Source organism: Humibacter ginsenosidimutans, from assembly GCF_007859675.1.
Lineage (GTDB): Bacteria > Actinomycetota > Actinomycetes > Actinomycetales > Microbacteriaceae > Humibacter > Humibacter ginsenosidimutans.
The window spans coordinates 2,105,938-2,130,224 of sequence record NZ_CP042305.1 but is presented as its reverse complement, the minus strand read 5'-3'; the positions used below and the strand labels follow the sequence as shown (position 1 = coordinate 2,130,224).

The following is a 24,287-nucleotide window of genomic DNA, read 5'->3' as shown; positions in this document are numbered from 1 at the left end:
CCCCACGGCATCCTGTCGGCATGCGTCCGTCAGAGCTTCCGCCGGCACTCGCGCGATCGTTCTCCGTTCGGGACGGCCGGGCGGCCGGCGTATCACCCCGGCGGATGCGCGCCGCCGACCTCGAGATCCCCTTCCGGGGTGTGCGCAGAGCGGCGGACGCCGGCCCGGCGCCGGCCACACCCTCGAACGAGCCGGGCGGCATCGCATGGAGCGTCGCAGAGTCGAGCATCCTCGAGAGCGCCCACGACTACGCCTGCTGCATGACGCAGCACGAGTTCTTCAGCCACGTCACGGCCGCCGTCATCTGGGGCATCCCGATCCCGCATGCACTCGTCGTCCCTGACGAACTCCACGTCAGCGTTCTCGCGCCGCATCGGGCGTCCAAGCGGCCGAACGTCTCCGCGCATCAGGCGAGGGCGGGGCGCGTGACGGTGACGAGGCATCCGGCGACGGGTCTTCGGGTCTCGAGCCCGGCATCCACCTGGGCGAGTCTCGGTGCGGTTCTGACCCATCACTACGACGTGGTCGCTGCAGCGGATGCCGTCGTGCGCGTTCCCCGCATGCCCGCCGGTTTCCCCTTCCCGCCGGACGCGCGCACCGAGCCGTTGGCCTCGGTGGCGGAACTGAAGGCATCCGTCGCCGCGGGCAGACGAGTGGGCGTCGAGGCGCTGCGCACTGCGCTTCCCAGGGTGCGCACCGGCGCCGCGTCGCGTCCGGAGGCGTGGACGCGCCTCACACTCGTCGACAACGGCCTGCCGGAGCCCGTGCTCGACTACGACGTTTTCGACGAGTACGGAACATTCGTCGCCTGTCTTGACATGGCGTACCCCGAGCTGAAGATCGCGATCGAGTACGACGGCGACCACCATCGCACCGACCGGCAGCAGTGGAGCAGAGACATCGATCGCCTCGAAGCGCTTGCGGCGCTGGGCTGGCACGTGATCCGGGTCGACAGTCGTCTGCTGTTCAGGGCGCCGGGCGAGCTCGTGCGCCGCGTGCGCGCGGCGCGAGACCGTCGACTGGCGTAGCCGTCGCCCGCTGCCCTCTCGCGTAGCACCGTCGCAGTGTCATGGCGCCGGGGCGCCTCGCGACGTCGCGGCCTTCCGCTGTCCCTTCGTGTCGCTTCCGAAGGCGAATGCGACCACAAGGGACAGCGGAGTCGAGGAGTGACAGCCTCGTGCTCCGCCCTGCACACCCCCCCGGGTTCCGCTGTCCCTTCGTGTCGCCTCAGACTCGAAGACCCGACACGAAGGGACAGCGGAATGGGGGAGGGCGCCGCCGCGGGTGCCGCGGGCGCAGGGCGCAGGGCGCGCTGCGCGCGAGCGCCGCGGCGACCGGGAAGACCACGCTGTCTGATGGCGACACCGTGCCCCGATAGGGTGGGTGGGTCGCGGCCGCCGCTCCCGCGACGCCGGATGCCAGCGATGCAGGCTCCGCGCCGGTCCCGTTCAGGAGTCCCCCGCCCATGCGCCTCAAGCTGACGCTCAACCGACCGTCGGGTCAGCCCGCCGACATCGTCGTCACCGCGGATGCCGCCGCCAGCATTTCCGAGATCGCCGCCGCGGTCCAGCGGCTCGACCCCACGGCGAACGGCGCAGACGCCTATGCCGCCACCCCGTCGTCTCTCACACTGCACGCCGCGCTGCCCGGCCAGACCGAGTGGGTGCTGCTGCCCCCCGACGCCCCGGTCGGCGAGGCGTGGATCGCCAGCGGCGCCATGGTGCAGCTCGCCGATTCCGGCCTGCACTACCAGCCGAAGAGCCTCGGCCGCGGTGCCCAGGTGGCCACGCTCACGGTGCTGAGCGGCCCGGATGCCGGCAGCGAGTTCCCGATCACGCTCGGCACCACGGTGCTCGGCCGCGACCCCGGGTGCGACATCGTGCTGCACGACAAGCTCGTCTCGAAGCGGCACGTGCGGTTCGAGGCATCCGATGCCGTCGAGGTGATCGACCTGGGCAGCGCCAACGGCATCGTCGTCGACGGCGGCATCGTGCCGCGTCTGCGCGTCACGCGCGAGGAGACGCTGCTCATCGGCGGGTCTGAGGTGCGCCTCACCATCACCGACCGGCAGGCGCTCGCCGGAGTGGCGCCCAAGGCGGGCCCGGTCTTCTTCAACCGCTCGCCGAAGGTGGAGGCGCGCTACGCAGGGCAGGAGTTCGGTGCCCCCGAGGTGCCGACCAAGAAGGAGCCGATGCCCTTCCCCCTGCTCGCCATGATCGCGCCCATCCTCATGGGCGGCGTCATGTTCGCGGTCTCGGGGCAGGCCACGTCGCTGCTGTTCGTGCTGATGTCGCCGCTGATGATGGTCGGCAACTCCATGACCGCGAAGGCCCGTGACAAGCGCCGCCTCAAGAAGTCGATCGCGGAGTTCGACGAGCGACTCGAGAGCCTCGCCGAGGAACTCGCATCCGAGCGCACCACCGAACACGACACGCGCGCCAAGGAATCGCCGTCGACCGAGGATGCCCTCGCCCAGGCCGTCTACCGAGGTCCTCTGCTGTGGACGAGACGCCCGGAGCACTGGTCGTTCCTCAACGTGCGTCTCGGCGTGGGCGCCATGGCCAGCCGCAACACGATCAAGCAGGGCGGTCGAGGCGAGATCCTCAAGGCCTACCAGGAACGGCTCGACGAGGTTGTCGAGAAGCACAAGAACATCGACGATGTTCCGATCATCGACAACCTCTTCGACTCCGGCGCGCTGGGCATCGCGGGGTCGCCGCAGCAGGCCATCGGCAGCCTGAACTCGATCATGGCGCAGCTGACGGCGCTGCACTCCCCGGCCGAGCTCGCAGTCGCGGCGATCGTGTCGCCGCGCTGGTCGCAGGAGCTCGAGTGGCTGAAGTGGATTCCGCACACCTCCAGCCCGCAGTCGCCGATCGAGACCGGACATCTGGCCGACAGCGCGGCCAGCGGCACGAACCTGCTCTCCGCGCTCGAGGGCCTCATCGACGCCAGGCTCGCCGACAACCGGTCCGTGCAGCGCCGCGGCGCCATCCAGGTCGACTCAGCAGCGCTCGAACGCGGCGCCGACGTCGGCAAAGACGCGGGCGCGACGGGCACGAAGTCGCCCATCCCCGCCGTCGTCGTGCTCATCTCCGACGACGCAGCGGTCGACCGCGCGCGCCTGGTGCAGGTGGCGGAGCGGGCAGCGGATGCCGGTGTCTACCCCATCTGGATCGCCAACGACGTTCCCTCCCTCCCGGCCGTCTGCCGCACCTATCTCGAACTCGGCGACGAGCCCGGCCGCGGCCGGGTGGGCTTCGTGCGCCTCGGCGAGACCATCGAGAACGTCGCCACCGAGACCGTCGACGGAAGGCAGGCACTGGAGTTCGCGCGCCGCATGGCCGCTGTGATCGACGCGAGCGCACTCGTCGCCGACTCGTCCGACCTGCCGCGCAGCGTCTCGATGGTCACGCTGCTCGGCCACGAGCTCGCGGAGACCAGCGACGCGGTCGTCGACCGCTGGCGGCAGAACAACTCGATCCACGATCGCAGCGGCGGACCGCTGACGCCGCGCAGGGTCGGCACGCTGCGCGCCACCATCGGCTCCGGCGGTGTCGACGTCATGCATCTCGACCTGCGTGCGCAGGGCCCGCACGCCCTCGTCGGCGGCACGACGGGTGCCGGCAAGTCGGAGTTCCTGCAGGCGTGGGTGCTCGGCATGGCGGCCGAGTACAGCCCCGACCGCGTGACGTTCCTGTTCGTCGACTACAAGGGCGGTTCGGCGTTCGCCGACTGCGTCAGCCTGCCGCACTGCGTCGGCCTGGTCACTGACCTGAGCCCGCACCTGGTGCGGCGCGCGCTCACCAGCCTGCGCGCCGAGCTGCACCACCGCGAGCACCTGCTGAACCGCAAGAAGGCGAAGGATCTGCTCGAGCTCGAGAAGCGCGGCGACCCGGACAGCCCGCCGGCTCTCGTGCTCGTCATCGACGAGTTCGCGGCTCTCGTCGGCGAGGTGCCCGAGTTCGTCGACGGCGTCGTCGACATCGCGCAGCGCGGACGCTCGCTGGGCATCCACCTGATCATGGCCACGCAGCGGCCGGCCGGCGTCATCAAAGACAACCTGCGCGCCAACACCAACCTCCGGGTCGCGCTGCGCATGGCCGACGAGTCCGACTCCGACGATGTGGTGGGCACCAAGGAGGCCGCGCACTTCGATCCGGGCATCCCCGGTCGCGGCGTCGCGAAGACCGGTCCCGGTCGGCTCACGCTCTTCCAGTCCGGGTACGCGGGCGGCTGGACGAGCCGCGAGCCCGAGCGCGCGGGCATCGAGGTCGCCGAGCTGCGCTTCGGCGGCGAGGTGCGCTGGGAGGAACCGGGAGGCGGGGAGCAGGATGTCGACCTCAAGCGCGACCTCGGCCCGACCGACCAGCAGCGACTGGTGACGGCCATGGTGGGGGCGCAGCAGGTTGCGGGCATCCCGTCGCCGCGTCGTCCATGGCTCGACGAGCTCGCGACGGCATACGACCTCAGCATGCTGCGCCAGCGCACCGACGCCGAGCTTCTGCTCGGGGTCGCGGACGTGCCGGAGCGACAGGAGCAGGTGCCGGTCTACTTCGAGCCCGACGTCGACGGCAACATCGCCATCTACGGCACCGGCGGTTCCGGCAAGTCGTCGGTGCTGCGCACGCTGGCCTGCTCGGCGGCGATCACTCCGCGCGGTGGCCCGGTGTGGGTGTATGCGCTCGACTTCGGTGCGGGAAGCCTCCGCATGCTCGATCAGCTTCCGCACGTCGGCGCCGTGATCAAGGGCGACGACATCGAGCGCGTCGTTCGTCTGTTCCGCATGCTGCGCGCCCAGCTCGACGACCGCGCCCCGCGCTTCGCCGAGGCCAACGCGTCGAACATCACCGAGTACCGCCAACTCGCCGGGCGTCCGGACGAGCCGCGCATCCTGCTCCTGCTCGACGGTTTCCCGAGCTTCCGCGAAGACTTCGAGGTGGCGGCCAACCGGGCGCCTTCCTACGAGACGTTCCGCGACGTGCTCACCGACGGCCGTCAGCTGGGCATGCACGTCGCCTTCACGGCCGACCGTGCGGGCGCCGTTCCGGGCGCGGTCGGCTCGAGCGTGCAGCGCAAGGTGGTGCTGCGCCTGGCCGACGACGGTTACAGCCTGCTGGATGCCCCCGGCGACGTGCTGTCGGCATCCTCGCCTCCCGGCCGGGCGATCGTCGACGGCATGGAGACCCAGATCGCGGTGCTGGGCGGCACCTCGAGCGTCTCCGAGCAGTCGGCGAAGGTCGGCAAACTCGCGGAGGCGATGGCACGCGCCGGCGTCACGACGCCGCCGGCGATCGGCTCGATGCCCACCGAGTACGCGCAGTCCACGCTGCCCGATCGCGTGAACGACTTTCCGGTGCTGGGCATCGGCGAGCAGGATCTCGAACCGGTGGGCTTCGATCCGACGGGCACCATGGTGCTCGCGGGGCCGCCTGCGAGCGGGCGGAGCACGGCCTTCCTCTCGGTCGCGCAGGCGCTGCATCGCTTCGACCCGGGGTTCCAGCTCTACTACCTGGGCAATGCGCGCTCGCCGCTCGTGCGCGCCTATCCGTGGGCGGATGTCGCCACCACCGTCGAAGAGGTCGGCGGCATCGCGAAGGACCTGCTCGGCGCCGTCACCGATGTCGGCTCCGCCGACCGCTTCGGCATCTTCATCGAGTCGATCGGCGACTTCCTCCAATCCACGGCGGATGCGCCGCTCGTCGAGCTCATCAAGGCCGTGCGCCGCAGTTCGCACTTCCTGCTCGCGGAGGGCGAGACCAGCGGCTGGGGTTCCAGCTGGGGTCTCATGGCCGAGGTCAAGAACGGGCGCCGCGGCCTGCTGCTGCAGCCGGAGAGCATGGAGGGCGACCTTCTGCTCAAGACCCCGTTGCCCCGTTTCGCACGCAGTGAGTTCCCGCCCGGTCGAGGCATGTACATCGCGAAGGGCACGTTCGAGCGTGTGCAGGTCCCGCTGCCATGAGCGCGCGGAGCAGACATGGGGAGTGCTCCCCATCGCGGAGCGCAGCGGGCTGCGGATACTCTCGTGATGCGCTGGGGGCCGACGCCTCCACAACGAACGCGGCAACCAGAGCCCCGAGCGCCGTACAAAGAGAGGATCAGACGTGAGCGACCTGAAGATCACCGACGGCATTCTCGACGAGTTGCAGTCCGGGCTGAAGTCGATCGTCGACCAGCTCCGTGACTCCACGCATTTCTCGAACGACATCGGGAATCTCGTCGGGCATGACGGCTTGGCGGGGCACGTGCACGACTTCGCGAGCGACTGGTCCGTGCACCGCGGCAAGATGATCGACGGCACCACGGGCATCCACGACCATGTCGCGGTCATCAACACCACTTTCGACAAAGCGGACAAAGACCTGTCCAAGGCGTTCGACGCCAAGCCGGCGAAGGGCAACGGAGGATCGACGCATGGCGCACACTGAACTCACTCCGCTCCCCGGTGATCCGTCGGCGCTGAAGGCGAAGGCCGACGGGCTGGCATCGGCGGCGGAGCAGATCCAGGCGGCGATCAATCACCTCCGCAAGCTGTCGGACCACGACGCGACGGTCAGCCTCGCGATCGACAAGGTTCGTGGCGACGCCCGTGACGTCGCCGACAACATCACCAAGGCACAGGTCAGGTACGCAGGCACCGCGCGGGCGCTTCAGGACTACGCGCCGAAGCTCGAGAGCGCTCAGCAGCGCGCGCTGCGGGCGATCTCGGCGCACAACAGCGCGGTGCAGCAGGCGAGCACGGCGCAGTCCCACCTGCAGAACCAGTCCGACCAGTACCGGCACGACCAGGCGACGGCGGCTGCCCAGCACCCTTCGGACACCAACGAGCCGCCGGAGAAGTTCGGCAACACTCCTGCCGGACGCCTGGCGAACCAGGCGGTCGACGACGCCAATCAGGCGGTGACGGATGCCATCAAGGAGTACAACGAGGCCAAGGCCGAAGTCGACGCCGCCGCCAACACCGCCATCTCCCAGATCAAGAAGGCCATCCATGACAGCGGCCTGAATGATGGCTTCTGGGACAAGCTCGGCCATGCGATCTCGAGCGCCTGGCACGATGCCGTCGCCTGGGCGAAGAAGTACCTGGCTCCCGTGCTCGACGTGATCCAGAAGATCGCTGAGCAGCTGACGAACGTCCTCGGCTGGATCTCGTTGGCGCTCAATATCGCGGCGGTGTTCCTACCGTTCCTTGCGCCGATTGCCGCAGCTGTGGATCTCATCACGTTGGGCCTCGCCGCGCTGTCCTTCCTCACGACGCTTGCACTGGTCGGGCTCGGAGATCGCACGTGGGGCGACGTGCTCTCGACCGGAATCACGTTGGTCTTGTCTGCGGCGGGAGTCAAGGGCGCGGGCAAGGCGCTCACCAAGACCGCAGACGACATCACGAATCAAGGCATGAAGCACTTTGCGCAGAGCCTTGGTGGCAAGATGGAGGCTTTCGGTTCGCATGCCGGCATGAAGACGCTGTCGAAGGTCGACGAGAAGATCGCCGACAAGCTCGACAAGATCGGAGACTTTGTCGGCGACAAAGCCGGCGCACTCGGCAAGTACCTCAACAAGTCCAAGATCGAGGGACAGGCGATGGACGCCGGTGCCGATGCCTACAGTGAGAGCATCCAGCAAGGCGCGTCCTCGCTCAGCGCGGCGATTCACGGACACGCCGTCGCTGCCGGTGTGTCCCATCAGTTGACGGAAGATGTCGTCAAGACCTGGAAGAACAATGCCAACGGCCTGACCAACGTCGCTGTCGACGTGGCAAGGGACGGCGTGCAGACGACGGTGGTCTCGAACGGCAGCCATTCGCTCGACAGCTACGTCTTTCACCAGCAAGACCACAACCCGTCGGGCTTCGAGTGGGAGGTTCCGGAGTCCGCACCGCACGTAGACTTCGTGTCTGCGGAGCACGGCATCGCGGCTCCCACGATCGCCTCGGCCTTCACGGCTGACTGGTCGAAGGCGATCCCTCACTTCGAGGGAGTGGAGACAGCGGAGCTGGCCGGCGCTCACTGATGGCAACACGGCTTGGCCGACGGAGAACGGAGCGAAGGTGACTCTCGCATTCACATGTGCTGTGCCCGACGGGTGGTTTGAGGTTCCGCGCACCGAAGAGGGCTTGGCTGCCATCGGAGCCGAACTCGACGCTCTCGTCGACACGAGCGAAGCCCGGGCATTGCTCGGCCGGGCGGCTCGTGTCGCCAGCGAAGAGACCGCTGCCGACCCTCACCCGAACCGCCGCACTTGGGCCGGCGTGGGTGACCGTGAGGCGGGACGGGTCGATGCATACCTCACGCTGGAGACGTTGACCGTGCGTGGCTTGGATCAGGATTGGTTTCTGAACGCATGGTCGACATTCGAGCCGGGCGGTGGAAATGACATGTGGCTTCGCGACTACGAGAAGAAGACCCTGTCGGGGCGGCGAGCTGTCTCGGGTCGTGACTTCATGCAGGCACCGGCAGACGACAGCGGGAACCGTCAGCTGACCGAGACGTACCGTGCGGTGCTCTTCACACCCGTGTTGTCGACGGTGCTGCTCATGTCGATCATCACGAAGGACCTTGGCGTTTTCGAAGACATCGTGGGATACGGGGATACGATCGCAGACACCTTCACGTTCTCGAACGTGAGGAGCGCAGCGTGACTGCGGCGAATGCCTCCGACGTGAGCAACAAAGGGCCGTCCGCTCAGATTGTGCTGCCGGGGAGCTGGTGGACGATTCCCATCACCGATGAAGACGCGTCGAAGCGCGCCATCCATGCTCTGGCCAACAAGGTCACGAACAAGATGGACGATTTCGCGCGGCTGCGCGCGGACCTGCGTCGGCAGCTCACGGAGCTGACCGATACGGCGCGAGAGGGTGGCGCAGGCGAGCTGTATCTGGCGCTCGAGATCGTGCCCGGCATGCCGATCCCGATGTCGATCGCCGTGTTCTGGCCAGACCTCAACGTGCTGGGATCGACGCCGTCGGACTCGTCGACCGTGATCGAGCTCGTGCGTATCGCGTTGCAGTCCGCCTCGGATGCCGGCGAATACACGGACGAAGAGGTTGCAACGCTCGGAGCGAGCGCGACTTTCCGCCGCTGCAAGACGATCACGCATGAGGCGGACGGCGATGTCCCCGAATATTCGACGCTCGTCGTTGACTATTGGGTCGCCGTTCCCGGCACTCAGCATGTGGCGTTGCTCTCGTTCTCGACCAACTTCCCGCACGAACGCGAACTGATGATCGAGCTGTTCAAGACGATCGTCGAGTCGCTGAGATGGGCACCCGCTCCGGAGTAGCCGGAGTCATCTCCACTTTGCGCGTCGACGCCGGGGCGAGGCGCCGTCCAGCGGTCGGCTAGCGTTGCACGAAGCATTCGTGTTCATCGGCGCCCCAGGGCGTCTTCGACGGAGGGACAACACAGTGGCAGACGAGTCTGGGCTGGAGTGGCTGCTGGGGCTCGACTACGGGCCGTTGACCGAACGTGTCGACAAGCAGGCCCTTGCCCGGTTCCAAGCGGACCGGTCGGCGCTCGAGGTTTCCCTGCCTGCGTCGCAGCGCACGATCGACTCGGACGAGTGGCGTGACAGGCTGCGCCTGGAGAACTTCGCGAGTGCGAATCGGCTCGACTACGCACGGCGGGCCGACGACCAGCTCTACGCCGAGGTCGACTTCCCATCCGAGGGGGACGCGGATGTCTGGGTGCTCGACATCATCAGCACCCCGGACAGACGGGTCGCCGTGGGATCGACGAAGTCCTTCGGCCGGTTCTCCCATGGGTACGGCATCCTTGTGAAATTCGTGGCGATCGACCTGGGACACGAGGTGCCGCCGCTCAAGCTGATCCCAAGGGCTCGCGAGAATCGAGACGCTGCCGGGATGTTGGAACGCCACTTCACCTTCGACGGCGCACAGTGGAGTCCGGTTGACGGCGTGCCCGATTGGATGACTCGTCAGAACCCGTCGCCGGAGCCGAAGGCGGGTTGGCTGAAGCGGGTCCGCGAAGCCGGCAAGCAGTCGAAATCGCTCGCCGAGCAGAATGCCGCCGGTGCTGCACAGCAGGCATCCGCGTGGTTCGGCGACGGCGTGGGAGAGCAGATCGTGCAGCATGCTGCCGGGTTCCATCTCGAGTTCGTGGAGAACAAGGTCGTGATTCATCGCAAGGTTTCCGGTCCCCGCGAGCTGACGAAGCCGGAATCGCTGCGTGAGCTGTTCGGCATCGCGGTCGCACTCGGCCCCGCCCTGGCCGAGGCGACGGCAGCACAATGACAGCGACGCGACGATCGCGGCAGGGGATGCGATGAGCGGCGACGACTCAGATCGCTGGTCGCCATCCGACGCTCAGCCCTTCCCTGAGGCACAGCCGGCGCCTGAGGGGGTGAATCTGCTCGGCACACCGGAGCAGGCGACGGCGGTCACCGACGCCGATCGCCGCCGGTACGCCATCGGTCCGTTCGGCCAGGCGTGGCTCTGGACGTTCGCGGTCTTCTTGACGGCGCAGGGCTTGTACAAGGCCATCGTGGGGCCGATCATCGCCGCGTCCCTACCGACGGTGCCCGGCACCGTGGTCGATTGGATCGCGGTTCCCGGTCGGGCTCTCACGTTTGTTCCGAAGATCGCCTATGAGGTCGCGGGCAATCAGTACACCGTGGTGTCCGGCACCGCCATCACGACGAAGGTGCACGCGCCGACGACGGTCACGGTCAGCTATCTGCCGATGGACCCTTCCGTGTCCATCTGGACCAGTGGCGAGTGGTGGCAGGGCTTCTTCGACACCTATCTGATGGTCACGCTGATCCTCGGACTCATCCTTCTGGGCGCCGCCATGTATCAGTCCCGTATCGGCAGATATTGGAGCCCGCGCTTTCCGGCGTCGAACGCGGCTCGTTCCACACTCTTCATCGTTATCGGCGTCGTGCTCGCGGCGGCGGGAGTCGCCTGGGCGGTCTCCGGATACCTGCTGCCCGGCGGTGCGGTCATCCCCCCCGGAGCCGAACGTTCTCGCCGCGCTCGTCGGCGCATTCGGCGTCGGGATGCTGACGGCGGGCATGTACTACAGACGGATTCGTGGCGGCTCGTCTGCCCGGAGACGTCCGTGACGCGAGGGACGCTCGACCTCGGCGCACGGCCGCGGCAGAAAGGGTGACAGCGTGGACTACTCCGTGAACCCGTGGTGGGTGTACGTAATCGCGGTCGTCGTGGTCTTCGGCACCGTGATCGGTCTCCCGCTCTGGGGCATCGTCGCATCGTCGCGTCGCGCGCGCCGGCAGTCGGTCGTGATCGAGAACGGTGTCGTCTCGGTGACGGATGCCGCGTTCGGCGGAGCAAGGGCGATTCCAGTCGATCGCATCGGCACCGTCGTCTACCTTCCACCGAGGGAGCAGGGGATCGTCGTTGCACCAGTGACCTCTCTCCCGCTCGCCATGTCAGACACGCCCCAGGGCGAGGATTATCGCAGAACGCAGGCGCGTGCACTGGGCAATGGCGCGAACATGTTCACCAACGGCGGCATCATCATTCTCGATACCCGTGGACGCATGATCGGCCACATCGCCTACGAAGTCGGATCGCATGCTCCTCTCTGGACCGTGTGGAAGCAGATTCCGGCGCAGAGCCGTGTCGAGGCACCTCTGAACAGAACCGGGACCGGGTATTCGCGTGCCGCCTTCAAGCGGGCCTTCCCGAAGGCTCTGCGCTTCGGCGAACTCTGGGGCGGCGGGCGCTGGCTCTGGACGATCATCGGTTTCGTCTTCATCGGCATCCCGGTGGCGGCCTTTATCGTCGTCTTCGTGATGGCATTCGTGAGCGCGTGGAACGAGACCAATGGCTGAGCTTGCTCAGTTGCAAGCCGTCCCATCCAAGACCGTCTGTGGCGCCGCAGCCCACTGAATCGATCGCACCAACGACGAGGAGCCGACTGATGATGCCGCGACCGATCGACTACGCGCCGTTGAGCCTTCGGCCCTCGAAGGCGGAGCTTGCCGAGTATCGGCGCCCGCGGGAGGTCTTCGGCTATGACGCGAGCACGGGCTTCGATGAGCAGAAGGCTCCGATGTCGAAGAAAGGCTTGTTCGGCCAGCCGACGAACAACGATGTCTGGGAACGCCGGTATCGGCTCAACGCGTTCGCGGAGACCAACGGCATGACCTACACATTTCACGCGAATCCGGCGCATTGGCCTGGCAAGAGCAAGAAGGCCACGACACTGACCGACGTGCTCATCGGGAGCGGTGCCGATGGTCAGCGGGTCATGACGTGTTTCGAAGAAGACGTCAAGGCGCAAGGCGCCATCAGTGGTCGGGATGTCGAGTTCAACGAGTTCCTGGTCGTGGCGCTTGAGCTCGGGGTGAGGACGCCGACGGTCTTTCTTACGCATCGGAGGAGGCCCGCGGACAAGGCCGCTGACCTTCTACAGGCGAACTACACGGTAGGTGACCTCTTCGCCAGGCATTGGGCGACCATCGACGGCAGACCGCAGTATGAGGCGGCCAGACCGTATCTGACCGATCAGGTGCTGGGCGTCATCTTGAGGGTCGCGTTGGGCTACGACCTGCACCTGTCCGGCGGGTGGCTGTACTTGATGAAGCCTGATCGGAGCGCCTCCGCAGGCAAGAAGAACTTCGTTCCTCAGCTCGTGCGTGAGCGGTTTGAAATTGCTGCGGCAGTCGGCCCATCCATCGCGGAGGCCGCCCGCGACGCATCCCGGGCGCAGGCATGACGACCCGCGGTTTTCTAAGGTGGACCCCGCGGTCATCCCGTCCGCTGCGCGCATGAAGGAGCGACCATGAACGACCCGTGGTGGGCATACGCGATCGGCGTGCCGGTCGCGCTCATCCTGTGCATCGGCCTTCCTCTCTTCTTCATCTTCACGTCCGGCCGGCGGAGCAACAGGCAGTCACTGGTCATCCAAGACGGGCGCGTCACCGTCATGGACTCGTCGTTCGGGCGCGGCAAGACCTTCGACACGTCCCGCATCGACACCGCGGTGTATTTCCCCCCGAAGCAGCCGGCCATGGTGGTCGCGCCCGTGACGTCCGTTCCGCTCGCCGCGACGAGCCAGGACTACCGTGACATGAGCGCCAGGGCGAGCGGCAACGGCGGAAGTCTCTTTCGCACGGGCGGCCTCATCCTGCTCGACGCGAAGGGGCGCATGCTCGCGCACGTCGTCTACCAGGTCGGGTCGGATGCCCCGATCGAGCAGGTCTGGAAGCAGCTTCCCGCGCGCCGGCACGTGCAAGCCCCGTTCGCAGGCGACGGCTACTCGCGGCGCGACTTCAAGAAGGCGTTCCCGCGCGCGCTGCACGTCGGACAGATGTGGAGCTCCGGGCGGTGGCTTGCGCTCATTCTGGGACTTCTCTTCATCGGCGTGCCCGTCGGCACGTTCGTCGTGATCTTCATCATCGCGATCATCGTGACCCTTCTCGGCCTGGACTGAGCCGCCGAGGACCGCGCCAGGCGCAGATCTGCCGGCATGGGGAGTACTCCCCATTTCACCCCTGCCACGGGTACCGGTAACGTCGGGGTCACGAGGTCGGCCTGAGCGGTTGGCCGAAAGACCGAACCAAGGAGAATCTCATGGCGAACTTGAACGTCACCTACGGCGACATGCACACTGCCGCCGGCCGCCTGACCAGTGGCAAGGACGACCTGGTCTCGAAGCTGAACGAGCTGCAGACGCTCGTCAACCAGCTTGTCAGCGACGGCTTCGTCACCGACTCGGCGTCGGGCGCGTTCCACGACTCGTACACCCAGTTCACGCACGGTGCCACCCAGACCGTGAACGGCCTCGACGGAATGTCGCAGTTCCTGCAGAAGGCCGCAGACGCGCTGCAGCAGACCGACCAGTCGCTGGCGTCGGGTATCGGCGGCCACTAGTCGCGGTCCGGTCGCGGAGGGGCGACCCAATCCACACGAGGGCCGTGAAGCGGAGGGGGATATCCGCTTCACGGCCCTCGTGCTGTGTCTGCCTGCAACCGGTCGGCCGCACCGGCCGACCGGTATCCTGACCGGCGCAGCCGAAAGACGGAAGACACGGAATGACTTCAGGGTGCGACGATCGGAAGGGAGGCGACTCGTGAGCGGAACCTCCTCGATCCCCGCGATGGCGATGAAGGGAAGGGCCGAGAGCCCCGCCCCGTGCCGGAGGGCGTCAACCTGCTCGGCACTCCGCAGCGCATGACCGAGAACACAGATGCCGCGCGCCGTCGCTACGCCATCGGCCCGTTCGGCCAGGCCTGGCTCTGGGCCATCGGCATCGTGCTCACGGTGACCAGCGTCTACAAGGCCATCGCCGGCCCGCTGCTCGCCACTGCGCTGCCCACGACGAAGGGCGTGGTGCTCGGCTGGGTCACCGTGCCCGCGCGCACCATCACCTACATGCCGAAGATCGAGTACCAGGTCGACGGCACGACCTATCGGTTCGTCTCCGGCTCGACGGTGACCACCCTGACCGACGCTCCGACCACCGTGAGCGTGAGCTATGTGCCGTTCGATCCGTCCACCGCGCTGTGGAACACGAACCCGTGGTGGCAGTCGTTCAGCAACGTGTACCTCATGGTGACGCTGATCCTCGGCATCATCCTTCTCTGCGTCGCCGTCTACCAGTGGCGCATCCGCGGCTACTGGAAGCCGAGCTCGGCCGGCGCGGGACCCTCGTCGCGCCGGCTCCCGATTTGGCTCGGCATCGCGGGCATCGTCATCGGCGGGGCATGGCTCGTCTCCGGATACCTCGCGCCGGCATCGTGGTACATCCCGCCGGACCCGAACGCGGCCGCGGCCTTCATCCTCGCCATCGGCGTGGCACTGCTGACGTCCGGCCTGCACCGAAGCAGGGCCGGCAGTGCGGGAACGACTGGCGCGCGCTCTCGCGCTACGCCAGCGCCGGAATGACCTCCCGCTCGAACAGTTCGACGCCGCTGGTGTCGTACGCGAGCTCCGGGAAGTAGTGGATGCTGTACCCCATCCCGTGCGCAGCCCGCGTCTGCAGGCGCTCGGTCACCTGCTCAGGCGTGCCGTAGCCATCCGATGCCAGGTACTCCTGCTCGATGTGCTCGGCCCTCGCGTCACCGACGTGGGGACGCAGCCGGGCGATGACGGCATCCAGTCGCTCGCGCGCCTCGGCCTGCGTCGACCCGACGATGGTGTTGAAGTTCGACGACTGGGTGATCTCCTGGGGGTCGCGGCCCAGCCGGGCGCAGTGCTCGCGCAGCACGGAGAGCTTGTGGTCGAACTCATCGATCGTTCCGGTGAAGTTGGTGTAGTCGGCCGCCTGGGCCGCGATGCGCAGCGTGACCTTCTCGCCGCCGCCGGCGATCCACAGAGGAATGCCGCCTGGCTGCACGGGCAGCGGACGCACGATCGCGCCGTCCACGTCGTAGTGCCTGCCGTGCAGCGTTGCGGTTCCCGTCGTCCAGGCCTGGCGCATGATGTCGACGCCCTCGCCGAGCATGCGCAACCGGTCGGGCACCTCGGGGAACCCGTAGCCGTACGCCCGCCACTCGTGCTCGTACCAACCGCCGCCGATGCCCATCTCGACTCGGCCGCCCGACACGTGGTCGACCGTCGCGGCGACCTTGGCGAGGTAGGCGGGGTTGCGGTAGCCCATGCACGTGCACATCTGGCCGAGACGGATGCGCGAGGTCGATGCGCCGAACGCCGACATCAGCGTCCACGCCTCGTGGGTCGCTTCCTCGCTCGGCACGGGAGTGGTGTGGAAGTGGTCGTAGACCCACAGGGACTCCCACGGGCCGGCATCCGCTCGCTGCGCGAGGCCGCGCATCGTGGCCCACTGATCGGCCGGGTCGATGCCGACGAGGTCGAATCGCCAGCCCTGGGGAAGGAAGGTTCCGAATCGCATGCCCCCACGTTACGGCCGGGGCGTCGCAGGGCGGTTCGCGCGCGGCCACGCGCCTGCCAGGACGAGCGGGCTCAGCTCTCCGCGTCGACGGGGTCGACGAAGGTCGCCGCGCCGGCGATGGCGTCGAAGAACCGCAGCATGACCGTGGGAATGTCGCCCAGCTGCGTCGTCATGCTCACGAGCACGATCTGCTTCGAGTCGGGCACCGCGTACCAGTAGTCGGCGCGCAACCGCCGAAAGGTGATCCGCTCGCCGTCGTCGGTGGTGACCACCTCGACGGGAGCGTGCACGAGGCGAAGGATGCCAGAGCCCGCGTCCCCCACCCGCGTCGCGTCGTCGACACCCTCGACCTCCAGCTCCCGCAAACTGTCGAGCAGGGTGGCGGTCACGGCATCCGGCGCCGTGCCGACCGTCGGGGTCATGCGCAGGCCACGTGGCGAGTGCACGGTGATGGCGACGGGTACCGGCAGCCCGGAGATCTCCCTGCACACGAAGACGCGCTGCGCCTGCGCGTCGCGGGCGGCGGTCAGCACATCGGCGAACTGGTTGCGCACTTCACGGCGAGCGGTCGCGGCGTCGTCGGCGGCACCGATGAGCTCGCGGGCGACGCGCGAGAGCTGGCCCTCGGCATCCACCCCGTCGCGCACATCGAGCGAGACCCACCGGCCGAGCAGACGAAGCTCCAGCCGGGGGAGTGCGGCGCCCGTCATGACTCGGCGGCGATCCGCGTGATGTCCTCGGGCGTGACGCGGATGCTCGTGCCGGGGTCGTACTCCACGCCGAGGTCGTCGAAGACCGCCTTGGGAATGTCGAGCTCGGGATCGCTGGAGTCGAGATCGGGGTAATCGGAGGGCTTGCCTGGCACGAGGTAGAACACCACGTCGTGCTTGGCGACAGGGTCGTTGGCGATCGCCGCGGTCGAGGACCGCAGAGCGGTGATCATCGACTGCGCCGAGCTGTCGGGGATGAACAGGGTGATGAGCGTCGTCGTGTTCCACGGAGCGCCGGGATGCGACACGACGACGTTCACGCCCTGAACGCCCTGCGCCGAAGAGATGTGCTCCTTCACCGCCGACGCACTGCTCGCCGCGCATCCGGTCAGGGTCAGCAGTGCCGCGAGCACACCTGCCACGATGATCCCCCTGCTCGTCGCCTTCTTCATCGCTTGTACCTATCGGTGTAGACCTGCTCGTACGTGCCGTCGGCGTCGTTCGCGAAGAAGACCCGGTCTCCGTCGCGCACGGCGGGAGCCGTGGCGTCGGCGCCCTGCTCGTACATCGCTCCGTCGTGGATGCGCGTGTCGGTGAACCAGTGAGTCTGCCAGTTCGGCGACGCCTTCGCATCACCGGGACCGAGCCCGATGAACTCCAGGTGGTGCACGGGATCGAGCGTGTTGTCGAACTGCGTGACGCGCACATCGGGCCCGAGATCACTGCGGTACTTGTCGATCGCGCTGCCTGCCGTGACCACCGATTGCACCCTTCCGGAGTAGAGCGGGTTCGTGGCCATCTTGCCCGCCATCATGCCGCCGAGGCTCCAGCCGGTGAACATGATGGGTGCGTCGCTTTCGTCAACGCCCGCGCGATGCATGGCGTCGAGCACCGCCTTCTCGTATTCGCCGCGCATGCCCGGAAACATCGAGAGCAGAACGTCGGTGCTCAGGTCGTTGACGCCGTCGCCGTTCAGCGGGCTCCAGTATTGCGTGCTCGGCAGCTGCACGCGCCAGGCCACGACCTCGCCGTCGGCGTTCGTGATGGCCACCACGCTGATGTCGGTGGCGTGCTTCGCGGTGCCGTCGCCGTCTTGCTTGACGACCTGACCGATGAGATCGCCGTAGTCGTGCGCCGCGGCCGCACCGCTGCGCCGCGTGGTCTTCGTGTGCTCTGCGCCGTCGGGCGCGAGGTGCCTGGGGTTGCCGAACGACTCCTGAAAGAAGACCTTGAGCAGGATGCCCGCCACGGCAAGCGCGATCAGGGCCACGACGAAGGGCGCCAGCGGCCCGAGCAACGTGAGCAGCAGTGCTGACGCGGTGAAGACGAGCACGAGCTCCAACACGAAGATCAGCGCGTGCACGAGCGCTGCCAGTGCACCGAGCAGCGCGTGGACGATCGGGCCGACGATCTCGCTCACCCAGTGCGTGACGGCGGCCAGTGCGGTGACCACCTCGTCGAACTTCTGGTGCAGGTTGTCGAGCCAGCTGTCTTTGCCGTCGCCGATGACGTTCTCGATCGCGCGCACGGCGCGGTCCGCGGCATCCTCGCGGGCGCTGTCGTCGGCCTGCAGGGCGGCGATGACATCGCGCACGTTGTGCGCCGCGGTCTCCACCCGTTGCTGCGCCTCGCGCAGGTCGCGCCTGGCGTGTTCGACGATGTCGTCCGTCCCGCCTCCGTGCTCCTGGGTCCGCACGTCGTTCGCGGCATCGTCGACCGCGCTCTGGGCGAGATCCGCGTGCGCCGAGTCGGTGATCAACTGATGGATGTGCGTGCGCGCGCTGCGCTGGATCGGCTCGAGTTCGACGGCATACGTGGTGAGGGCGGAGGCGGTGCCCGCGTATCTGCGGTGGGCGCGGTTGAGTCCGTGCGCGACATCCGTCGCTTTCGAGCGGAGCGCGTCGACGGCCTCGCTCGTGGAGTCGTCGGCGAGGTTCTGCAGCGCCTTCGCGGCGTCGACGATGGCATCGGCTGTGGCCCCCAGCGTCGAGGCGCGGTCGTCGAGAAGCTGCGGGTCTCCGTCGAGCAGGTAGTCCCAGGCGTCGTGCACGGCCTGCTCGTTCACGTCGCGCCGCCCTGCGCGGGTGCGGCGGCGTGCTCCCCGAGCGAGCGGCCCAGCGACCCGTCGACCTCGGCGAAGGTGTCGTGGATCGCCTCGAGTCCCGAGAGCACGACGTGCATGCTCTGCAGCAGGAGCCCGCGGTGGTAGTCCCAGTTGTCGGCGAAGTCGCGCACCTTGCCTGCGACGCGCTGGTGCCCGGTCAGATCGGCCAGTTCGTGGGCACCGAGGTGCGCGTTCTCGAAGGCCGCCGTCGCCTGCGCCAGTCGTCGGCGGGCCGCATCGAGCTCGTGCAGATCGATCTTCAGGTCGCTCATCGCTCACCGCCGCGGCACGGGCGTTGCTGGGTCACGGCGTTCGGCATGGGCGGCCTCTCAGCTCTCGGGCGGCGGATGCGCGTGAGCCCTGTCCTGTCAGAACTCACAGCCACGAGACTACGGGGCCCTGTGCGCGGAGGCGATGGGCAGCGCTCCCCATGCGCGCCGCGCGCCGGCGATGCGCGCGTTCCGCGCGGCCGCGCCTACCGCATCAGACCGTGCTCGTTTGTCGCGACACGCGGCATCGGGTAAGCTAGGTCGGGTGTGCGCTCTGTGCGCGCTTGAACCGCGCCCGTCGCTCGGCGTCAGCCGAAGACGGAGCGGAACCGGCTCCTACCGAAACCACACTGTTTACGGGAACCCTGCTTCGGCGGGTCACCCCCACGGCATACCCACCATATGAAGAGGTCGCCCTCGGGCGACGTCGTGAACGAGGCCGCTCTTCTGCGGCGTCCGGTGGGTCGTGATGTGAAAACACCATCAACGCTGTCACCGTGCAGCACAACTAGGAGAAACAGTGCCAACAATTCAGCAGCTGGTCCGCAAGGGCCGCACGCCGAAGGTCGCGAAGACCAAGGCGCCGGCCCTGAAGGCCAACCCGCAGCAGCGCGGCGTGTGCACCCGCGTGTACACCACCACGCCCAAGAAGCCGAACTCGGCGCTCCGCAAGGTCGCCCGCGTCAAGCTCTCCAACGGCACCGAGGTCACCGCGTACATCCCCGGTGAGGGCCACAACCTGCAGGAGCACTCGATGGTGCTCGTGCGCGGCGGTCGTGTGAAGGACCTCCCGGGTGTTCGCTACAAGATCATCCGCGGTGCGCTCGACACCCAGGCCGTGAAGAACCGCAAGCAGGCTCGTAGTCGCTACGGCGCGAAGATGGAGAAGAAGTAATGCCTCGCAAGGGTCCCGCTCCCAAGCGTCCCGTCGTCGCCGACCCGGTCTACGGCGCGCCCATCGTCAGCCAGCTGGTCAACAAGATCCTGAAGGACGGCAAGAAGTCCCTCGCCGAGAGCATCGTCTACGACGCGCTCGAAGGCGTCGCCGCCAAGAACGGTCAGGATGCCGTCGCCACGCTCAAGAAGGCGCTCGACAACGTGCGTCCCACCATCGAGGTCAAGAGCCGTCGCGTCGGCGGTTCGACCTACCAGGTTCCCGTCGAGGTCAAGCCGCACCGCGCGAACACGCTCGCGCTGCGCTGGCTGACCAGCTACGCGAAGGCCCGTCGCGAGCGCACGATGACCGAGCGTCTCATGAACGAGATCCTGGATGCCTCCAACGGCCTCGGTGCCGCCGTGAAGCGTCGCGAGGACACGCACAAGATGGCCGAGTCGAACCGCGCGTTCGCTCACTACCGCTGGTAGCAGCTCGTTGGTAGTCGCAGTGTCCGGCCGCAGGGCCGGCACTGCGGCTGCCGCCCGGTCGTACGGAACATTCGCAGCCCGTTTCGGGTTGTATTCGTTGGACGCGCGAGGCGGCTGGACACCATACCCCGCCCCGTGCGCCGGCTGAGCCGGTACGGCAATCACACCAATCTTTCTCCGGAGGAATCCCCGTGGCACAAGACGTGCTCACAGACCTGAACAAGGTCCGCAACATCGGCATCATGGCGCACATCGATGCCGGTAAGACCACCACGACCGAGCGCATCCTGTTCTACACGGGCGTCAACCACAAGATCGGTGAGACGCACGACGGTGCTTCGACGACCGACTGGATGGAGCAGGAGAAGGAGCGCGGCATCACCATCACGTCCGCCGCGGTCACCTGTTTCTGGAACAAGAACCAGATCAACATCATCGACACGCCCGGTCACGTGGACTTCACCGTCGAGGTCGAGCGCTCGCTGCGCATCCTCGACGGCGCCGTCGCCGTCTTCGACGGCAAGGAGGGCGTCGAGCCCCAGTCCGAGACCGTGTGGCGTCAGGCCGACAAGTACAACGTTCCGCGCATCTGCTTCGTCAACAAGATGGACAAGCTCGGCGCCGACTTCTACTTCACGGTCGACACCATCATCAACCGCCTCGGCGCCAAGCCGCTGGTGCTGCAGCTTCCGATCGGCAGCGAGAACGACTTCGTCGGTGTCGTCGACCTGATCGAGATGCGCGCGCTGGTGTGGCCGGGCGACGCCAAGGGTGATGTCACCATGGGCGCCCACTACGAGATCGAGGAGATCCCGGCCGACCTCAAGGAGAAGGCCGAGGAGTACCGCGCCGCTCTGCTCGAGACCGTCGCCGAGACCGACGACGCGCTGCTGGAGAAGTTCTTCGGCGGCGAGGAGATCACGGTTCCCGAGATCAAGGCGGCGATCCGCAAGCTCACGGTCAACAACGAGATCTACCCGGTGCTGTGCGGCTCGGCGTTCAAGAACCGTGGCGTGCAGCCCATGCTCGACGCGGTCGTCGACTTCCTGCCGAGCCCGCTCGACGTTCCCGCCGTTCAGGGTCACGACGTTCGCGACCCCGAGAAGGTGCTGGAGCGTCACGCGGATGCCACCGAGCCGTTCTCCGCGCTGGTCTCGAAGATCGCTGTGCACCCCTTCTTCGGTCGCCTGACCTACATCCGCGTCTACTCGGGTCATCTCGACTCCGGCGCGCAGGTCATCAACTCGACCAAGCAGAAGAAGGAGCGCATCGGAAAGATCTTCCAGATGCACGCCAACAAGGAGATCCCGGTCGACTCCGTCACCGCCGGCCACATCTACGCGGTCATCGGCCTGAAGGACACCACCACCGGTGACACGCTGTGCGACCCGCACGACCAGATCGTGCTCGAGTCCATGACGTTCCCGGAGCCGGTGCTGAAGGTCGCCATCGAGCCGAAGACGAAGGCCGACCAGGAGAAGCTGGGCACGGCCATTCAGAAGCTGGCCGAAGAAGACCCGACGTTCCGCGTCGAGCTCGACCAGGAGACCGGCCAGACCGTCATCGGCGGCATGGGCGAGCTTCACCTCGACATCCTCGTCGACCGCATGAAGCGCGAGTTCAAGGTCGAGGCCAACGTCGGCAAGCCGCAGGTGGCCTACCGTGAGACCATCCGCAAGGTGGTCGAGAAGCTGGACTACACCCACAAGAAGCAGACCGGTGGATCCGGCCAGTTCGCGAAGGTGCAGATCTCGCTCGAGCCTCTCGAGGTCACGGCGGAGACGACATACGAGTTCGAGAACAAGGTCACGGGTGGCCGCGTTCCTCGCGAGTACATCCCCTCGGTCGACGCGGGCATCCAGGATGCCATGCAGGTCGGCGTTCTCGCCGGCTACCCGACCGTGGGTGTCAAGGCCATCCTGCTCGACGGCGCCTACCACGAGGTGGACTCCTCCGAGATGGCGTTCAAGATCGCCGGTTCGATGGCGTACAAGGAGGCCGCTCGCAAGGCCAACCCGGTCATCCTCGAGCCGCTGATGGCCGTCGAGGTGCGCACGCCCGAGGAGTACATGGGCGACGTCATCGGCGACCTGAACTCCCGCCGCGGCCAGATCCAGGCCATGGAGGATGCCCAGGGCGTCAAGGTCGTGCGCGCTCACGTTCCGCTGTCGGAGATGTTCGGCTACATCGGTGACCTTCGTTCGAAGACCTCCGGTCGCGCCGTCTACTCCATGTCGTTCGAGAGCTACGCGGAGGTCCCGAAGGCTGTCGCCGACGAGATCATCCAGAAGGCCAAGGGCGAGTAACGCCCTCTGCTGGTTGAGGAGCCGCGAAGCGGCGTCTCGAAACCAGACCCGGGTGAGCCGGACCCACGGTTCGGCTCACCCGAAAGATCACGTAACATAGAAAAGATCCCCGTAGAATGTCCGGTCGGTCGAAGCCGCCCGCAGCTTCTACACGAGAGTCCTGAGGAGGACCCACAGTGGCTAAGGCCAAGTTCGAGCGGACCAAGCCGCACGTGAACATCGGAACGATCGGTCACGTCGACCACGGCAAGACGACGCTCACCGCAGCTATCTCCAAGGTGCTCGCGGACAAGTACCCGTCGGATGTCAACGTCGTGCGCGACTTCTCGTCGATCGACTCGGCTCCCGAGGAGCGCCAGCGCGGCATCACCATCAACATCTCGCACGTCGAGTACGAGACCCCGAAACGTCACTACGCACACGTCGACGCCCCGGGCCACGCTGACTACATCAAGAACATGATCACCGGTGCCGCTCAGATGGACGGCGCGATCCTCGTGGTCGCGGCGACCGACGGCCCGATGGCTCAGACTCGTGAGCACGTTCTGCTCGCCAAGCAGGTCGGCGTCCCCTACCTGCTCGTCGCGCTGAACAAGGCCGACATGGTCGACGACGAGGAGATCCTGGAGCTCGTCGAGCTCGAGGTTCGCGACCTCCTGTCGAGCCAGGACTTCGACGGCGACAACGCCCCGGTCATCCGCGTCTCGGGCCTGAAGGCTCTCGAGGGCGACGAGAAGTGGACGCAGTCCATCCTCGACCTCATGGACGCCGTCGACGACTCCATCCCCGACCCGGTGCGTGACAAGGACAAGCCGTTCCTCATGCCCATCGAGGACGTCTTCACCATCACCGGTCGTGGCACGGTCGTCACGGGTCGCGCCGAGCGCGGCACGCTGAAGATCAACTCCGAGGTCGAGATCGTCGGCATCCGCCCGACGCAGAAGACCACGGTCACGGGTATCGAGATGTTCCACAAGCAGCTCGACGAGGCGTGGGCCGGTGAGAACTGTGGTCTGCTTCTTCGTGGCACCAAGCGCGAGGATGTCGAGCGCGGCCAGGTCGTCGTGCAGCCGGGTTCGGTCACGCCGCACACGAACTTCGAGGGCACCGCGTACATCCTGTCCAAGGACGAGGGTGGACGTCACAACCCGTTCTTCTCGAACTACCGCCCGCAGTTCTACTTCCGCACCACCGACGTCACCGGCGTCATCACGCTGCCCGAGGGCACCGAGATGGTCATGCCCGGCGACACCACCGACATGACGGTCGAGCTGATCCAGCCCATCGCCATGGAGGAGGGCCTCGGCTTCGCCATCCGCGAGGGTGGACGCACCGTGGGTGCCGGTACGGTCACCAAGATCATCAAGTAGTCTCCCTACTTCGATCTCGAAAGGGGTCGGGCCTTCGGGCCCGACCCCTTTTTAGTGCGCGCGGAGCGGCTCGTCTTCTGCCCCCCGCACTGGGGACCGCTCAGATGATCAAGATTTGATTACAACTCACTTTTGTACTAGGGACCTGCATAGTGTGAGGAATCGTCGTGTTATATACCGACGGCGTCCCGACGGTGGGGTCGAGGCGAGTCCCGATCAATCAAGGTGGCTCTGATGCGTGACCGGCGGAATCCGTTCCTTCGCAAGACCAACGAGGAGAAGGGGCGGTCTCGGCACCGCCGCACTCGGGAACCCGGGTATTGGAAT

22 protein-coding genes are annotated in these 24,287 nt (G+C 67.0%); 17 read left to right on the top strand and 5 right to left on the bottom strand.

What is annotated here, in order from left to right:
- Positions 1–104: 104 nt before the first annotated feature.
- The 13 genes from FPZ11_RS09820 to FPZ11_RS09760 all read left to right on the top strand — a co-directional run bounded on the left by FPZ11_RS09820 (position 105) and on the right by FPZ11_RS09760 (position 14,869).
- Positions 105–1,028, top strand: a complete 924-nt coding sequence (locus FPZ11_RS09820) for an endonuclease domain-containing protein (protein ID WP_146320469.1) — start codon at positions 105–107, stop codon at positions 1,026–1,028.
- A gap of 437 nt (positions 1,029–1,465) precedes the next feature.
- A complete protein-coding gene (locus FPZ11_RS09815; protein WP_146320467.1) occupies positions 1,466–5,962 on the top strand; it encodes a type VII secretion EssC family protein in 4,497 nt (1,498 codons plus the stop codon).
- A gap of 142 nt (positions 5,963–6,104) precedes the next feature.
- Positions 6,105–6,428 carry a hypothetical protein gene (locus FPZ11_RS09810; protein ID WP_146320465.1) on the top strand — a complete coding sequence of 108 codons (324 nt, stop codon included), beginning with the start codon at positions 6,105–6,107 and terminating at the stop codon, positions 6,426–6,428.
- The gene (locus FPZ11_RS09805) at positions 6,415–8,010 is read left to right on the top strand and encodes a hypothetical protein (RefSeq protein WP_146320463.1); all 1,596 of its coding nucleotides are present in this window, start codon (positions 6,415–6,417) and stop codon (positions 8,008–8,010) included. The genes FPZ11_RS09810 and FPZ11_RS09805 overlap by 14 nt, the downstream gene beginning before the upstream one ends.
- Before the next feature lie 61 nt (positions 8,011–8,071).
- Positions 8,072–8,638: a hypothetical protein gene (locus FPZ11_RS09800; protein ID WP_168203785.1), complete on the top strand. Its 567-nt coding sequence runs from the start codon at positions 8,072–8,074 to the stop codon at positions 8,636–8,638.
- Positions 8,635–9,279: a hypothetical protein gene (locus FPZ11_RS09795; protein WP_146320459.1), complete on the top strand. Its 645-nt coding sequence runs from the start codon at positions 8,635–8,637 to the stop codon at positions 9,277–9,279. Before FPZ11_RS09800 ends, FPZ11_RS09795 begins: the two co-directional genes overlap by 4 nt.
- Before the next feature lie 124 nt (positions 9,280–9,403).
- Positions 9,404–10,249, top strand: a complete 846-nt coding sequence (locus FPZ11_RS09790; RefSeq protein WP_146320457.1) for a hypothetical protein — start codon at positions 9,404–9,406, stop codon at positions 10,247–10,249.
- Between the two features lie 109 nt (positions 10,250–10,358).
- Positions 10,359–11,126: a hypothetical protein gene (locus FPZ11_RS09785; protein WP_146320455.1), complete on the top strand. Its 768-nt coding sequence runs from the start codon at positions 10,359–10,361 to the stop codon at positions 11,124–11,126.
- A 4-nt stretch (positions 11,127–11,130) separates the two neighbouring features.
- Complete coding sequence (locus FPZ11_RS09780) at positions 11,131–11,811, top strand: hypothetical protein (protein ID WP_146320453.1); 681 nt, start codon at positions 11,131–11,133, stop codon at positions 11,809–11,811.
- A 38-nt stretch (positions 11,812–11,849) separates the two neighbouring features.
- Positions 11,850–12,698, top strand: coding sequence for a hypothetical protein (locus FPZ11_RS09775; RefSeq protein ID WP_146320451.1), 849 nt, complete (start codon positions 11,850–11,852; stop codon positions 12,696–12,698).
- 66 nt (positions 12,699–12,764) lie between these two features.
- A complete protein-coding gene (locus tag FPZ11_RS09770) occupies positions 12,765–13,415 on the top strand; it encodes a hypothetical protein (RefSeq protein WP_146320449.1) in 651 nt (216 codons plus the stop codon).
- 140 nt (positions 13,416–13,555) lie between these two features.
- The gene (locus tag FPZ11_RS09765) at positions 13,556–13,855 is read left to right on the top strand and encodes a WXG100 family type VII secretion target (RefSeq protein ID WP_146320447.1); all 300 of its coding nucleotides are present in this window, start codon (positions 13,556–13,558) and stop codon (positions 13,853–13,855) included.
- A 261-nt stretch (positions 13,856–14,116) separates the two neighbouring features.
- Positions 14,117–14,869 (top strand): hypothetical protein, encoded by a 753-nt coding sequence (locus FPZ11_RS09760; protein ID WP_146320445.1) that lies wholly within the window; start codon positions 14,117–14,119, stop codon positions 14,867–14,869.
- Here the strand turns inward: FPZ11_RS09760 and FPZ11_RS09755 are convergent.
- The 5 genes from FPZ11_RS09755 to FPZ11_RS09735 all read right to left on the bottom strand — a co-directional run bounded on the left by FPZ11_RS09755 (position 14,850) and on the right by FPZ11_RS09735 (position 18,922).
- On the bottom strand, positions 14,850–15,836 hold the full coding sequence (locus tag FPZ11_RS09755; RefSeq protein ID WP_146320443.1) for a TIGR03560 family F420-dependent LLM class oxidoreductase: 987 nt from the start codon (positions 15,834–15,836) through the stop codon (positions 14,850–14,852). The genes FPZ11_RS09760 and FPZ11_RS09755 overlap by 20 nt on opposite strands.
- 71 nt (positions 15,837–15,907) lie before the next feature.
- Positions 15,908–16,546 carry a hypothetical protein gene (locus FPZ11_RS09750; RefSeq protein ID WP_146320441.1) on the bottom strand — a complete coding sequence of 213 codons (639 nt, stop codon included), beginning with the start codon at positions 16,544–16,546 and terminating at the stop codon, positions 15,908–15,910.
- Positions 16,543–16,998, bottom strand: a complete 456-nt coding sequence (locus FPZ11_RS09745) for a hypothetical protein (protein WP_146320439.1) — start codon at positions 16,996–16,998, stop codon at positions 16,543–16,545. The genes FPZ11_RS09750 and FPZ11_RS09745 overlap by 4 nt, the downstream gene beginning before the upstream one ends.
- The gene (locus tag FPZ11_RS09740; RefSeq protein ID WP_146320437.1) at positions 16,995–18,611 is read right to left on the bottom strand and encodes a hypothetical protein; all 1,617 of its coding nucleotides are present in this window, start codon (positions 18,609–18,611) and stop codon (positions 16,995–16,997) included. The genes FPZ11_RS09745 and FPZ11_RS09740 overlap by 4 nt, the downstream gene beginning before the upstream one ends.
- On the bottom strand, positions 18,608–18,922 hold the full coding sequence (locus FPZ11_RS09735) for a hypothetical protein (protein WP_210415836.1): 315 nt from the start codon (positions 18,920–18,922) through the stop codon (positions 18,608–18,610). The genes FPZ11_RS09740 and FPZ11_RS09735 overlap by 4 nt, the downstream gene beginning before the upstream one ends.
- 517 nt (positions 18,923–19,439) lie before the next feature.
- Between FPZ11_RS09735 and rpsL the strand changes: the two genes are divergently transcribed.
- The 4 genes from rpsL to tuf all read left to right on the top strand — a co-directional run bounded on the left by rpsL (position 19,440) and on the right by tuf (position 23,960).
- Entirely contained in the window at positions 19,440–19,814 is a 375-nt protein-coding gene (gene rpsL, locus FPZ11_RS09730; protein ID WP_146320435.1) for a 30S ribosomal protein S12, read from the top strand.
- Positions 19,814–20,284 (top strand): 30S ribosomal protein S7, encoded by a 471-nt coding sequence (gene rpsG / locus FPZ11_RS09725; protein WP_146320433.1) that lies wholly within the window; start codon positions 19,814–19,816, stop codon positions 20,282–20,284. The genes rpsL and rpsG overlap by 1 nt, the downstream gene beginning before the upstream one ends.
- A 191-nt stretch (positions 20,285–20,475) precedes the next feature.
- Positions 20,476–22,590 (top strand): elongation factor G, encoded by a 2,115-nt coding sequence (gene fusA / locus FPZ11_RS09720; RefSeq protein WP_146320431.1) that lies wholly within the window; start codon positions 20,476–20,478, stop codon positions 22,588–22,590.
- A gap of 176 nt (positions 22,591–22,766) precedes the next feature.
- Positions 22,767–23,960 carry an elongation factor Tu gene (tuf, locus tag FPZ11_RS09715; RefSeq protein WP_146320429.1) on the top strand — a complete coding sequence of 398 codons (1,194 nt, stop codon included), beginning with the start codon at positions 22,767–22,769 and terminating at the stop codon, positions 23,958–23,960.
- The last annotated feature ends 327 nt before the right edge of the window (positions 23,961–24,287 follow it).

What these genes read in the sequence shown, in the direction of transcription:
- FPZ11_RS09820 (WP_146320469.1), top strand. Translation starts at nt 105, where the DNA reads ATGCGCGCCGCCGACCTCGAGATCCCCTTCCGGGGTGTGCGCAGAGCG.
- FPZ11_RS09815 (WP_146320467.1), top strand. Translation starts at nt 1,466, where the DNA reads ATGCGCCTCAAGCTGACGCTCAACCGACCGTCGGGTCAGCCCGCCGAC.
- FPZ11_RS09805 (WP_146320463.1), top strand. Translation starts at nt 6,415, where the DNA reads ATGGCGCACACTGAACTCACTCCGCTCCCCGGTGATCCGTCGGCGCTG.
- FPZ11_RS09770 (WP_146320449.1), top strand. Translation starts at nt 12,765, where the DNA reads ATGAACGACCCGTGGTGGGCATACGCGATCGGCGTGCCGGTCGCGCTC.
- FPZ11_RS09765 (WP_146320447.1), top strand. Translation starts at nt 13,556, where the DNA reads ATGGCGAACTTGAACGTCACCTACGGCGACATGCACACTGCCGCCGGC.
- FPZ11_RS09755 (WP_146320443.1), bottom strand. Translation starts at nt 15,836, where the DNA reads ATGCGATTCGGAACCTTCCTTCCCCAGGGCTGGCGATTCGACCTCGTC.
- FPZ11_RS09750 (WP_146320441.1), bottom strand. Translation starts at nt 16,546, where the DNA reads ATGACGGGCGCCGCACTCCCCCGGCTGGAGCTTCGTCTGCTCGGCCGG.
- FPZ11_RS09745 (WP_146320439.1), bottom strand. Translation starts at nt 16,998, where the DNA reads ATGAAGAAGGCGACGAGCAGGGGGATCATCGTGGCAGGTGTGCTCGCG.
- FPZ11_RS09735 (WP_210415836.1), bottom strand. Translation starts at nt 18,922, where the DNA reads ATGAGCGACCTGAAGATCGATCTGCACGAGCTCGATGCGGCCCGCCGA.
- rpsG (WP_146320433.1), top strand. Translation starts at nt 19,814, where the DNA reads ATGCCTCGCAAGGGTCCCGCTCCCAAGCGTCCCGTCGTCGCCGACCCG.